This window comes from Streptomyces sp. NPDC018610, assembly GCF_044391765.1.
GTDB lineage: Bacteria > Actinomycetota > Actinomycetes > Streptomycetales > Streptomycetaceae > Streptomyces.
In genome coordinates this window covers 673,234-686,197 of sequence record NZ_JBISAL010000001.1, presented here as the reverse complement: position 1 = coordinate 686,197, position 12,964 = coordinate 673,234, and the positions used below count along the sequence as shown (strand labels likewise).

Here is a 12,964-nt window from a genome sequence, read left to right as displayed (position 1 = left end):
GAGGACGCGGCGCGCGGCCGCCCGGTTCGCGCCCCACACGCCATTCTCGCTCCTCACCGCGCGCCCCCTCGCCGCCCACGCCCCGCACGCCCCCGGCTCGCGGCCCGTGCGCAGCGCCCCCACCCCGCGGTCGCCCGCCCCCCGTGTCCCGGCACCCTCACACCGCCCTTCCCCACGCCGTGAAGCCCCCGCAAAGACCCGTCACCGCCGCGCAACGGCGGGGCAACCCGGGGCGGCGAGCATGGCCGCATGACGCCGCTCACCCGCACCCCCCACGACCCGCCCGCCCTCGTCCTCGTGGCGCACGGCAGCCGGGACCCCCGCGCGCGGGTCACCGTCGAGGCCCTCATGGCGCGCGTACGGCGGCTGCGTCCCGCGCTGCCCGTCCACCTCGGGCACATCGAACTGAACGAGCCCCTGCTCCCCGACACCCTGGCCCGGCTCGGGACCGCCGACGCCGTGCTCGTGCCGCTGCTGCTCGCCCCCGGGCACCACGTCAAGCGGGACCTCCCCGAGGCGGCCGCCGCCGCACCGGCACGCGCGCGCGTGGCCGCCCCGCTCGGCCCGCACCCGCTGCTCGCCGAGACCCTGTGCGCCCGGCTGACCGAGGCGGGCTGGCGCACACCGCCGGACGAGGCGGCGCGCCGCGCGAGCGCCGTGGTGCTCGCCGCGGCCGGCTCCCGCGACCCCGACTCGGCCGCCGGCACCCGGCGCACCGCCCGGCTCCTGGCCGAACGCCTCGGCGTGCCGGTCGTCCCCGCCTACGCCTCCGCCGCCGCGCCCACCGTCGCGGACGCCGTGCGCGCCCTCGCCGCCCGCGGCCGCCACCGGGTCGCCGTCGCCTCGTGCTTCACCGCTCCCGGCCGTTTCGCCGCCCAGTGCGCCGAGGCCGCGCCCGGGATCGCCGCCGCCCCGCTCGGGGACCACCCGGCGCTGGCCCGCCTGGTCCTGCACCGCTACGAGCAGGCGCTGACGGCCCCGCGCCGGGCCGGATCCCGGCGCCCGCACGCCGCCCGCCGGGCCCTGGCCCCGGCGGCCTGACCCGCCGAGGCCCCGCGCCCCTGTCCTTCCTCTTCCGGCCTTCCCCCGCCCAGCCCCGTCCCGCCCAGCTCCACACCGCCCGTCTCCGTCCCGTCGGCCCCGCCCCCGCGAAGCCGCCCGCCCCCGGCGGAAATCATCGTCGGCGCACCGATTGTCGGTGCCTGCCCTTAGTGTCGAGGCATGGAAGGGACCGCCCCCGGGGCAGCCGAGGCAGCAGGGACGTACGAGAACCAGGCGCCGCCCGCCGGTTACGAGACGTCGGCCGTCGAGCGGTGGGCCGCCGAGCCGGACAAGCGGCCGGGGCGTACGGCGTTCCAGCGCGACCGCGCGCGCGTGCTGCACTCCGCCGCCCTCAGACGCCTGGCCGGCAAGACGCAGGTGGTCACGCCGGGCACCCGCAGCCAGGCCTGGGACCCGAGCCCGCGCACCCGGCTCACCCACTCCCTCGAATGCGCCCAGGTCGGCCGCGAGCTGGGCGCCGCCCTGGGCTGCGACCCCGATCTGGTGGAGGCGGCCTGCCTCTCCCACGACCTCGGCCACCCGCCCTTCGGGCACAACGGCGAACAGGCGCTGAACGAGTTCGCGGCGGACTGCGGCGGCTTCGAGGGCAACGCCCAGTCGCTGCGCCTGCTCACCCGCATCGAGCCCAAGCGGTTCGTGCCCGACCCCGTGTCGGGCGACCCCGGCGCCCTGGTCAGCGTCGGCCTCAACCTCACCCGCGCCGCCCTGGACGCCGCCACCAAGTACCCCTGGCCGCGCGGCGCCCACCCCACCGACCCGGCCTCGCCGAAGTTCGGCGTGTACGAGGACGACCGGCCGGTCTTCGACTGGCTGCGCAAGGACGCGCCCGGCACGCGTACCTGCTTCGAGGCCCAGGTCATGGACTGGGCCGACGACGTGGCGTACTCGGTGCACGACGTGGAGGACGGCCTGCACGCCGGCCACATCGACCCGAACTGCCTGCACGCCGAACCCGAGCGGCAGGCCGTCTTCGAGGTCGCCGTCGGCCGCTACGTCCCGGCGGACACCGACCCCGCCGAGCTGGCCGAGGCCCTGGACCGCCTCCTGGCCCAGGAGTGGTGGCCGCACGGGTACGACGGCACGGCCGTCGCCCAGGCCCGCCTGAAGGACGCCACCAGCCAGCTCATCGGCCGCTTCTGCCTGGCCGCCGAGGGCGCCACCCGGCAGGCGTACGGCGGCGGCCGCCTCACCCGGTACGGCGCGCGGCTGGTCGTCCCCCGCAGCACGCGGACCGAGTGCGCCGTCCTCAAGGCCGTCGCCGACCGGTACGTCATGCAGCGCGCCGAGCAGGAGCGGCTGCGCGCCGACCAGCGGATCGTGGTCGCCGAGCTGGCGGAGGCGCTCACCGCGCGCGCCCCCGAGAGCCTCGAACCCCAGTTCAGGGCCCTGTTCGACCAGGCCGCCGACGACCGCGACCGCAAGCGCGTCGTCGTCGACCAGATCGCCTCCCTCACCGACGCCTCCGCCCGCTCGCTTCACGCCCGGCTGACGGGGCAGATGTGACGTGACAGCGCGCTCGCCGACACCCGTGATACCGGTGGGACCGGAGTGACCCCCGTGGTCACGCCGGGGCCCCGGCGTGACCCTCCGTGGCCTGTTCGGGCCACTCCCTCTTCCCGCACCACGCCGCGTGCGGGACGCTCGCAGGTGGCGGCACCCACAGTGTTCTCTGGGGACATCCCCAGACCCCTGGCAGGAGGCGACAAGTGGTCGACGCGGATCAGACATTCGTCATCGTCGGAGGAGGCCTGGCCGGCGCCAAGGCGGCCGAGACCCTCCGCGCGGAGGGTTTCACCGGCCGCGTCATCCTCATCTGCGACGAGCGCGACCACCCCTACGAACGGCCGCCGCTGTCCAAGGGCTACCTGCTCGGCAAGGAGGAGCGCGACACCGTCTTCGTGCACGAACCCGCGTGGTACGCGCGCAACGACATCGAGCTGCACCTCGGCCAGACCGTCGACGCCATCGACCGCGAGGCGAAGACCGTCCACTACGGCGACGACGGCACCCATGTGCGCTACGACAAGCTGCTGCTGGCCACCGGCGCCGAGCCGCGCCGCCTGGACATCCCCGGCACCGGTCTCGCCGGCGTCCACCACCTGCGCCGCCTCGCCCACGCCGAGCGACTCAAGGGCGTCCTCGCCCACCTCGGCCGGGACAACGGGCACCTGGTGATCGCCGGCGGCGGCTGGATCGGCCTGGAGGTCGCCGCGGCCGCCCGGGAGTACGGCGCGGAGGTCACCGTCGTCGAGCCGTCCGCCACCCCGCTGCACCACGTCCTCGGCCCCGAGCTGGGCCAGCTCTTCGCCGAGCTGCACAGCGCGCACGGCGTCCGCTTCCACTTCGGCGCCCGGCTGACCGAGATCGTCGGCCAGGACGGCGTGGTGCTGGCCGCCCGTACCGACGACGGCGAGGAGCACCCCTGCCACGACGTGCTCGCCGCGATCGGGGCCGCCCCGCGGGTGGCGTTGGCCGAGGCGGCGGGCCTGGAGCTGGCCGACCGGGCGCACGGCGGCGGCATCGCGGTGGACGAGCGGCTGCGCACCTCCGACCCCGACATCCATGCCGCCGGCGACGTGGCCGCCTTCCCGCACGGACTGTTCGGCACCCGGCTGCGGGTGGAGCACTGGGCCAACGCCCTCAACGGCGGCCCGGCCGCGGCCCGCGCCATGCTCGGCCGGGACGTCGTGTACGACCGCGTGCCGTACTTCTTCTCCGATCAGTACGACCTGGGCATGGAGTACAGCGGATGGGCGCCGCCGGGGTCGTACGACGAGGTGGTGATCCGGGGCGACGCCGGAAAGCGCGAGTTCATCGCGTTCTGGCTGAAGGAGGGCCGCGTGCTGGCCGGGATGAACGTCAACGTGTGGGACGTCACGGACCCGATCCAGCACCTGATCCGCACTAGGGCGCGGGTCGACACCGACGCCCTGGCCGACCCGCACGTACCGCTGGAGAGCCTGGCCCCGTAGCCGGCCGGCGGCGGCGCTCCCGAACCCCCGGGAGAGCGCTCCGGGAGCCCCCGACGGGAACCCGACGGGAACCCGTCGGGAACCGGACGGCTCAGGAGTGCCCGGCCGTCACCGTAGAATTCACTCGTGGCAGGACGGATCAACGACGAGGACGTGAAGGCGGTACGGGACGCGGTCCCGATCGACGCCGTCGTCTCCGAGTACCTCCAGCTGCGCAACGCGGGCGGCGGCAACCTCAAGGGGCTGTGCCCGTTCCACGACGAGAAGTCGCCGTCCTTCCAGGTCAGCCCGAGCAAGGGACTCTTCCACTGCTTCGGCTGCCAGGAGGGTGGCGACACCATCACGTTCGTGATGAAGATCGACCACCTCTCCTTCTCGGAGGCGGTCGAACGCCTGGCCGCCCAGGCCGGCATCACCCTGCGCTACGAGGAGGGCGGGTACAACCCCGCCCACCAGCGCGGCGAGCGGATCCGCCTGGTGGAGGCCCACAAGCTGGCCGCAGAGTGGTACGCCGAGCAGCTCGCCTCCTCCGCCGAGGCCGAGGCCGGCCGCGTCTTCCTCGCCGAGCGAGGCTTCGACCAGGGCGCCGCCCTCCACTTCGGCGTCGGCTACAGCCCCCAGGGCTGGGACCACCTCACCCGCTTCCTGCGCGGCAAGGGCTTCACCGACAAGGAGCTGATCCTCTCCGGCCTCGCCCAGGACGGCCGCCGCGGCCCCATCGACCGCTTCCGCGGCCGGCTGATGTGGCCGATCCGCGACATCGGCGGCGAGGTGGTCGGCTTCGGCGCCCGCAAGCTCTACGAGGCGGACAACGGCCCGAAGTACCTGAACACCCCCGAGACCCCGATCTACAAGAAGTCCCAGGTGTTGTACGGCATCGACCTGGCCAAGAAGGAGATCGCCAAGGCCTCCCGCGCGGTCGTGGTCGAGGGCTACACCGACGTCATGGCCTGCCACCTGGCCGGGGTCACCACCGCGATCGCCACCTGCGGCACGGCCTTCGGCGGCGAGCACATCAAGATCCTGCGCCGGCTGCTGATGGACAACGGCTCGGCCCGCGTGATCTTCACCTTCGACGGCGACGCGGCCGGCCAGAAGGCGGCCCTGCGGGCCTTCGAGGACGACCAGAAGTTCGCCGCCGAGACGTACATCGCCGTCGCCCCGGACGGCATGGACCCCTGCGACCTGCGGCTGGCCAAGGGCGACGACGCGGTCGCCGACCTCGTCGAGCCCCGCACCCCGCTGTTCGAGTTCGCGCTGCGCCAGATCGTCGCCCGCTATGACCTGAACACCCCGGCCGGCCGGGCCGCCGCCCTGGACGAGGCGGCCCCCGTCGTCGCCCGGATCAAGAACAGCGGCGCCCAGCACGAGGTCGCGGTCCAGCTCGCCGGGCTGCTCGGCATCCTCGACACCCAGTTCGTGGTCAAGCGCGTGGCGCAGCTGGCCCGCTGGGCGCGTGAGCGCGGCGGCCGGGGCCCCGCGCCGGACCAGCGGCAGCGCGGACCCCAGCAGGAGTACGCCGCCTCCGCCCGGCCCGCGGCGAGCGGCCCCGCGCTCAACCTCCGCAACCCCGTCTACGCCACCGAGCGCGAGCTGCTGAAGCTCGCCCTGCAACGCCCCGAGCTGGTCTCCCCGGCCTTCGACGCGTACGGCGTCGACGAGTTCACCGCGCCGCCGTACGCCGCCGTGCGCCAGGCCATCCTGGAGGCGGGCGGCGCCGAGTACGGCACGGGCGACCCGCAGGAGTACCTGGTGCGGGTCCGCGAGGCCGCCCCCGACGACACGGTGCGCGCGATGGTCACCGAGCTGGCGGTGGAGCAGATCATGCGCCGCGCGGTCGACGAGATGTACGCGGGCGAGGTCCTGGTGCGCGTCCGCCGCCGTGCCGTCGAACGCACCGTCCGCGACCTCAACAGCACCGTGGCCCGCCTCGGCGCCGGCGGCGACAGCGCCCGACTCGCCGCCGCGCAGAACGAGTTGTGGATCCTCCAGCAGTACGACCAGGCCCTGCGGGAGCGGGGCGCGGCGGCCCTGTGAGGGCGCGCGTCCGGCGGCGGTGACCAGCGCGTCACGGACCGGACGCAAAAAGTCACCGCACGCCCCTCGTGGCGGCGTTGTGTCGTACCCCACACTGGGTCCGGTGCCTGAGTCCTCGGAGCGCGGCCGATCCGACACCCACGGGCCCCTTCCCCCCGGCTGTGCTCATCGCGTACGGGACGGACAGCGGCGAGACGGCCGGCTCCGCCCCCCGAGTACCGCTGCCGCACAGCCGAGCAGCGATCATCCTGGAGGTCGCCCCCCGTGCAGACCCAGACCCTCACCCCCGCCGACAGCACCACCGGCCTCGGGATCGCCGCGGCCGTGCCCCCGCAGGACCGGGCCGCCGACCACCCGCGGACGCAGCCGTCCGCCGACCCGGAGGAGCCGCCGTCCGCCGGCTTCGGACCGGACGGGCCCGACGCCCCCGGGCCCGACGCTTCCGCGACCGAGGCACCCGAGACCGAGGCACCAGAGCCCGAGGCCTCCGAGTCCGACATCTCCGAGTCCGACATCTCCGAGCCCGTCGAGGCGCCCGTCGCGCCCGCCCGCGCCGAGACCGGTGGTCCGTCCGCCGACCTGTTCCGCCAGTACCTGCGCGAGATCGGCCGGATCCCGCTGCTCACCGCCGCCGAGGAGGTCGAACTCGCCCGGCGGGTGGAGGCCGGACTCTTCGCCGAGGAGAAGCTGAGCACCACCCCGGACCTCGACAGCCGGCTCGCCGGCGACCTGGACCGGCTCGTCGTCCTGGGCCGGGTGGCCAAGCGCCGGCTCATCGAGGCCAACCTGCGGCTCGTGGTGTCCGTGGCCAAGCGGTACGTCGGCCGCGGCCTGACCATGCTCGACCTCGTCCAGGAGGGCAACCTCGGGCTGATCCGGGCCGTGGAGAAGTTCGACTACGCCCGCGGCTACAAGTTCTCCACCTACGCCACCTGGTGGATCCGCCAGGCCATGTCCCGGGCGCTGGCCGACCAGGCCCGCACCATCCGCGTCCCCGTCCACGTGGTGGAACTCATCAACCGGGTGGTGCGGGTACAGCGGCGGATGCTCCAGGAACGCGGCTACGAGCCCACCGCCGCCGAGGTCGCCGCGCACCTGGAGCTGACGCCCGACCGGGTCGGCGAAGTGCTGCGGCTGGCCCAGGAACCCGTCTCCCTGCACGCACCGGTCGGCGAGGAGGACGACGTCGCCCTCGGCGACCTCATCGAGGACGGCGACGCCGCCTCGCCCGTGGAGTCGGCCGCGTTCCTGCTGCTGCGCGAGCACCTGGAGGCCGTGCTGTCGACGCTGGGGGAGCGGGAACGCAAGGTCGTCCAGCTGCGGTACGGGCTCATGGACGGACGGCCGCGCACCCTGGAGGAGATAGGCCGCATCTTCGGCGTCACCCGCGAGCGGATCCGGCAGATCGAGTCCAAGACCCTCGGCAAACTGCGCGACCACGCCTTCGCCGACCAGCTGCGCGGCTACCTGGACTGAGAGCACCGCACGTCGACACGGGAGGGGGGCCGCCCGGCCGGGCGGCCCCCCTCCCCTTCGACCGGTCTCCCCGACCGTCCGCGCTCAGTCGACCTCGGCGACCGCCTGCGCGAATTGCGCCTGGTACAGGCGCGCGTAGGCCCCGCCGGCCGCCAGCAGCTCGGCGTGGCCGCCCTGTTCGACGATCGAGCCGTTCTCCATCACCAGGATCGTGTCCGCGTCCCGGATCGTGGAGAGCCGGTGCGCGATGACGAACGAGGTGCGGCCGTGCTGGAGCTTGGCCATCGCCTTCTGGATCAGCACCTCGGTCCGGGTGTCGACCGAGCTCGTCGCCTCGTCCAGGACCAGGATCACCGGGTCGGACAGGAACGCCCGCGCTATCGTGATCAGCTGCTTCTCGCCGGCGCTGACCCCGGTGCCCTCGTCGTCGATCACGGTGTCGTAACCGTCGGGCAGCGTCCGGACGAACCGGTCCACGTGCGCGGCCCGCGCCGCCTCCTCGATCTCGCCGCGCGTGACCTCGCGCGCGGCGCCGTAGGCGATGTTCTCCGCGATGGTGCCGCCGAACAGCCAGGTGTCCTGGAGCACCATGCCGATGCCGGAGCGCAGTTCGTCCCGCGACATCCGCGCGATGTCCACGCCGTCCAGCGTGATCCGCCCGCCGGTGACGTCGTAGAACCGCATCAGCAGGTTGACCAGCGTGGTCTTGCCCGCGCCGGTCGGGCCGACGATCGCGACCGTGTGCCCCGGCTCGACGACGAGCGACAGATCCTCGATGAGCGGCTTGTCCTCCTCGTAGCGGAACGACACGTGCTCCAGGGCGACCTGCCCGCGCAGCTCCTCCGGCCGCACGCCCGGCACCGGGTCGGCCTCCTGCTCCTCCGCGTCCAGGAGTTCGAAGATCCGCTCGGCCGAGGCGACGCCCGACTGCACCAGGTTCGCCATCGAGGCGACCTGCGTCAGCGGCATGGAGAACTGCCGCGAGTACTGGATGAAGGCCTGCACGTCGCCGATGGACAGCGAGCCCGACGCGACCCTGAGACCGCCGACGACCGCCACCAGCACGTAGTTCAGGTTGGAGACGAACATCATCAGCGGCTGCATGATGCCGCTGTTGAACTGCGCCTTGAACCCGGCCTCGTACAGGGCGTCGTTCTGCTCGGCGAACTGCTGCGCCGACTCCTGCTGCCGTCCGAACACCTTCACCAGCGTGTGCCCGGTGTACATCTCCTCGATGTGCGCGTTGAGCTTGCCGGTGGTGCCCCACTGCTGCACGAAGTGCGGCTGGCTGCGCTTGCCCACCCGGGTGGCGACGACGAACGACAGCGGCACCGTCACCAGCGCGACCAGCGCGAGGATCCAGGAGACGTAGAACATCATCACCAGCACGCCGACGATGGTCAGCACCGAGTTGATGAGCTGGCCCATCGACTGCTGGAGCGTCTGGCCGATGTTGTCGATGTCGTTGGTGGCGCGGGAGAGCACCTCGCCGCGCTGGCGCTTGTCGAAGTAGGACAGCGGCAGTCGGGACAGCTTGGTCTGCACGTCCTCGCGCATCCGGAACATCGTCCGGTTCACCGACCGGTTCACCAGCCGGGTCGCCACCGCCATCAGCAGACCGGCGGCCATGAACGTGCACAGCGCGAACAGCAGCACCTCGCCGACCGCGCCGAAGTCGATGCCCTGGCCCGGCGTGAAGTCGGTGCTCTTCAGCATGTCGGCGATCGACCCCTGGCCGTGCGCCCGCATGTTCTCGAGCACCTGGTCCTTGGTGGCCCCGGCCGGCATCTGCCGGCCGATGATCCCGGCGAACACCAGGTCGGTGGCCTTGCCGAGGATCTTCGGGCCGATCACGCTCAGGGTGACGCTGACGACCACGCACAGCACCAGGGCGTAGATCGTGACCCGTTCCGGCTGGAACCGGGCGATGAGCCGCTTGCCCGACTCCTTGAAGTTCATCGAGCGGCTGTTCGGGCCGCCCCCGGCCATCATCCGACCCATGGGCCCGGCCATCAGGCGGCCTCCGCTTCCGTCAGCTGGGAGAGCACGATCTCCCGGTACGTCTCGTTGTCCGCCATCAGCTCGTGGTGGCGGCCGGAGCCGACGACCCGTCCGCCGTCCAGGACGACGATGCGGTCCGCGTCCCGGATGGTCGCCACGCGCTGGGCGACGATGACGACGGTCGCCTCCGAGGTCTCCTCGGCCAGCGCCGCGCGCAGGGCCGCGTCGGTGGCGTAGTCGAGCGCGGAGAAGGAGTCGTCGAAGAGGTAGATCTCCGGGCGCTGCACCAGCGTGCGGGCGATGGCCAGGCGCTGGCGCTGGCCACCGGAGACATTGGTGCCGCCCTGCGCGATCGGCGCGTTCAGGCCGCCCTCCAGCTTGCTGACGAAGTCCTTGGCCTGCGCCACCTCCAGCGCGTGCCACAGCTCCTCGTCGGTGGCGTCCGGATTGCCGTAGCGAAGGTTGGTGGCGACCGTCCCGGCGAACAGGTACGGCTTCTGCGGCACCATGCCGACCGTCCGGGCCAGCAGCTTCGGCTCCACGGTGCACACGTCCACGCCGTCGACGAGGACCTCGCCGTCGGTCGCGTCGAACAGGCGCGGCACCAGGCCGAGCAGCGTCGACTTCCCGCTGCCGGTGGAGCCGATCACGGCGGTCACCTCGCCGGGGCGGGCCACCAGGTCGACGCCCTTCAGCACCGCTTCCTCGGCCCCCGGATAGCGGAAACCGGCCTGACGCAGCTCCAGATGGCCGTGGCTGCGCAGCTCGACCACGGGCGCGAGCGGCGCCACGACGCTCGACTCCGTCTCCAGGACCTCCTGGATGCGCTCGGCGCACACCTCGGCGCGCGGCACCATCATGAACATGAACGTGGCCATCATCACGGACATCACGATCTGCATCAGATAGGCCAGGAACGCGGTCAGGTCGCCGATCTGCATGCCGCCGCTGTCGATGCGGTGGGCGCCGAACCACACGACCGCGATGGACGACAGGTTCACCACCGTCATCACGATCGGGAACATCAGCGCCAGCAGTCGGCCGGTGGCCAGCTGCATCTCGGTCAGGTCGCCGTTGGCCTTGCGGAAGCGGTCGTTCTCGTACTCGTCACGGACGAAGGCGCGGATGACGCGGTTGCCGCTGATCTGCTCGCGCAGCACCCGGTTCACCGTGTCCAGGCGCGTCTGCATCGACCGGAACAGCGGACGCAGCCGGCGCACGATCAGCGTCACGCAGATCGCGAGCACCGGCACCACGGCGACCAGCACCCCGGACAGCGGCACGTCCAGGCCGAGGGCCAGCACGACACCGCCCACGCACATAATGGGCGCCGACACCATCAGCGTGAACGTCATCAGCGCCAGCATCTGCACCTGCTGGACGTCGTTGGTCGTACGGGTGATGAGCGAGGGCGCGCCGAAGTGGCCGACCTCGCGCGCCGAGAACGACTGCACCCGGTCGAAGACGGCGCCCCGGAGGTCCCGGCCGAGGGCCGAGGCGGTCCTGGCGCCGTAGTACACGGCGCCGATGTTGCACACCACCTGCGCCAGCGAGATGGCGATCATCACGGCGCCGAACGTCAGGATGTAGCCGGTGTCGCCCTTCACCACGCCCTTGTCGATGATGTGGGCGTTCAGCGTCGGCAGGTAGAGGGTGGCGCAGGTCTGCAGGAACTGCAGCAGCACCAGCAGGGATATGGGTTTTTTGTAGGGCCTGAGGTAGGTCCGCAGGAGTCTTAGGAGCACGCTGGTCTCTCGGAGTCGGCGGTGGGGGCGTCGGGGTGTCCGTTCCCTTGGCCCCTATCGTCGGACACTCCACCCGCGTTACCTCAACTGATTAACCCAATAGCGGACCACCGGACGGCATGCTTTCGGCCGCTGGTACCGCGCCCGGCGGCGCGGCGCGCCTCCCGTACGGTCCTCGGCGCGCCCCCCGCCCGGCCCTCAGGGGCGGAACGCCCCGGGATGGGTCTGTTCGCGCACCGCCACGTACTGCTGGCGCACCGCCTGGCCCACCGCCAGTTCCTCGCCGGGCTCCAGGACCTGGGCGACCGCCCCCTGCCAGGCCGGCGGGGTGCGCGGGTCCAGGGCGCCCTGCGACACGCCGAGCGCCCACGCGGCCTGCCGGGCGGCGCCGATCGCGGCGTAGTCCGCCGGCTGCGGCACCACCACCTGCGCGCCGAACAGCGCGGGCGCCGCGGCCTGCACGGCGGGCAGCTCGGCGGCCGGACCGAGCAGGAAGACCCGCCGCACCTCCACGCCCCGGCCGCGCAGCACGTCGAGCGCGTCCGCGAGCCCGCACAGCATCCCCTCGAACGCGGCCCGCGCCAGGTGCTCCGGCTTCATCGACTCCCGCCGCAGACCCGCGAGCGTGCCGGCGGTGTGCGGCAGCGCGGGGGTCCGCTCGCCCTCCAGGTAGGGCAGGAGCACCAGCCCGTGCGCGCCCGGCGTCGACTTCATCGCCAGCTCGGACAGCGACTCCAGGTCCGGCAGGCCCAGCAGTTCGGCGGTGCCCCGCAGCGCCCGCACGGCGTTCAGGGTGGTGACGACCGGCAGGTGCATTCCGGTGGCGTCGGCGAGCGAGGTGATCATCCCGGCCCGGTCGACCAGCGCCTCGGGGTGGACGGCCATCACCGAACCGGAGGCGCCGAGCGAGACCACCACGTCGCCGAGACCGAGGCCCAGCCCGAAGGCGGCGGCCATGGTCTCGCCGGTGCCCGCCGAGATCAGCAGCCCCTCCGGGGTCGTGCCGGCCGCCTCGGCGGGCCCGATCACCTCGGGGAGCATCGCCTGGTGGCCCAGCGCCAGCTCCACCAGATCGGGCCGGTACGCGCCGGTGGCCGCCGACCAGTAGCCGGTGCCGGAGGCGCCGCCCCGGTCGGTGGTCCGCCGGGCCGGGCGGCCCAGCAGCTGCCACACCAGCCAGTCGTGGGCCTGGAGCAGCACGGCGACACGCCGGGCCGCGTCGGGCTCGTTCTTCGCGAGCCAGCGCAGCTTCGTCACCGGCTGCGCGGCCTGTGGCACGCACCCGACCGCCTGCGCCCACGCCTCCCGGCCGCCGAGCGCGTCGACGAGGTCGGCCGCGGCGACCTGGGCCCGCCGGTCGCCGCCCACCAGCGCGGGCCGCACCGTCGCGCCCTGGCCGTCCAGCGGGACCAGCGCGTTCTGCTGGGCGGAGACCCCGATGGCCTGCACGCCCTCCAGCAGTCCGCCGCCCGCGGCCTCCCCGAGCGAGAGCAGCCAGGCCTGCGGATCCACGTCGGCAGGGCGGCCGCCCCCCTCGGGGCTCTCCACCGGATGCGGCGCGTAGCCCTGCCTGAGCACGGCTCCCGTGTCCGTGTCGCAGACCACGATGCGAGTGAAATCAGGTGAACTGTCCAACCCGGCGACTATCCCCATGGCGAAAATTCTGCCGCA

8 protein-coding genes are annotated in these 12,964 nt (G+C 73.3%); 5 read left to right on the top strand and 3 right to left on the bottom strand.

Features of this window, described 5'->3' with window-relative positions:
- The first annotated feature begins 249 nt into the window (after positions 1-249).
- The 5 genes from ACH5A8_RS03080 to ACH5A8_RS03060 all read left to right on the top strand — a co-directional run bounded on the left by ACH5A8_RS03080 (position 250) and on the right by ACH5A8_RS03060 (position 7,547).
- Positions 250-1,041 (top strand): sirohydrochlorin chelatase, encoded by a 792-nt coding sequence (locus ACH5A8_RS03080; RefSeq protein ID WP_398997300.1) that lies wholly within the window; start codon positions 250-252, stop codon positions 1,039-1,041.
- A gap of 180 nt (positions 1,042-1,221) precedes the next feature.
- The gene (locus ACH5A8_RS03075; RefSeq protein ID WP_398997298.1) at positions 1,222-2,565 is read left to right on the top strand and encodes a deoxyguanosinetriphosphate triphosphohydrolase; all 1,344 of its coding nucleotides are present in this window, start codon (positions 1,222-1,224) and stop codon (positions 2,563-2,565) included.
- Positions 2,566-2,768: 203 nt separating this feature from the next.
- Positions 2,769-4,034: an NAD(P)/FAD-dependent oxidoreductase gene (locus ACH5A8_RS03070; protein WP_398997296.1), complete on the top strand. Its 1,266-nt coding sequence runs from the start codon at positions 2,769-2,771 to the stop codon at positions 4,032-4,034.
- Between the two features lie 126 nt (positions 4,035-4,160).
- Positions 4,161-6,071, top strand: a complete 1,911-nt coding sequence (gene dnaG / locus ACH5A8_RS03065) for a DNA primase (RefSeq protein WP_398997294.1) — start codon at positions 4,161-4,163, stop codon at positions 6,069-6,071.
- Between the two features lie 264 nt (positions 6,072-6,335).
- Positions 6,336-7,547, top strand: a complete 1,212-nt coding sequence (locus ACH5A8_RS03060; RefSeq protein WP_398997292.1) for a sigma-70 family RNA polymerase sigma factor — start codon at positions 6,336-6,338, stop codon at positions 7,545-7,547.
- An 84-nt stretch (positions 7,548-7,631) separates the two neighbouring features.
- On the opposite strand, the gene ACH5A8_RS03055 is transcribed toward ACH5A8_RS03060, so the two are convergent.
- The 3 genes from ACH5A8_RS03055 to ACH5A8_RS03045 form a co-directional block, all read right to left on the bottom strand.
- Positions 7,632-9,560 carry an ABC transporter ATP-binding protein gene (locus ACH5A8_RS03055; protein ID WP_398997290.1) on the bottom strand — a complete coding sequence of 643 codons (1,929 nt, stop codon included), beginning with the start codon at positions 9,558-9,560 and terminating at the stop codon, positions 7,632-7,634.
- Positions 9,560-11,293 carry an ABC transporter ATP-binding protein gene (locus tag ACH5A8_RS03050; protein WP_398997288.1) on the bottom strand — a complete coding sequence of 578 codons (1,734 nt, stop codon included), beginning with the start codon at positions 11,291-11,293 and terminating at the stop codon, positions 9,560-9,562. The genes ACH5A8_RS03055 and ACH5A8_RS03050 overlap by 1 nt, the downstream gene beginning before the upstream one ends.
- Positions 11,294-11,491: 198 nt before the next feature.
- Positions 11,492-12,946, bottom strand: coding sequence for an FGGY-family carbohydrate kinase (locus ACH5A8_RS03045; protein ID WP_398997286.1), 1,455 nt, complete (start codon positions 12,944-12,946; stop codon positions 11,492-11,494).
- Between the last annotated feature and the right edge of the window lie 18 nt (positions 12,947-12,964).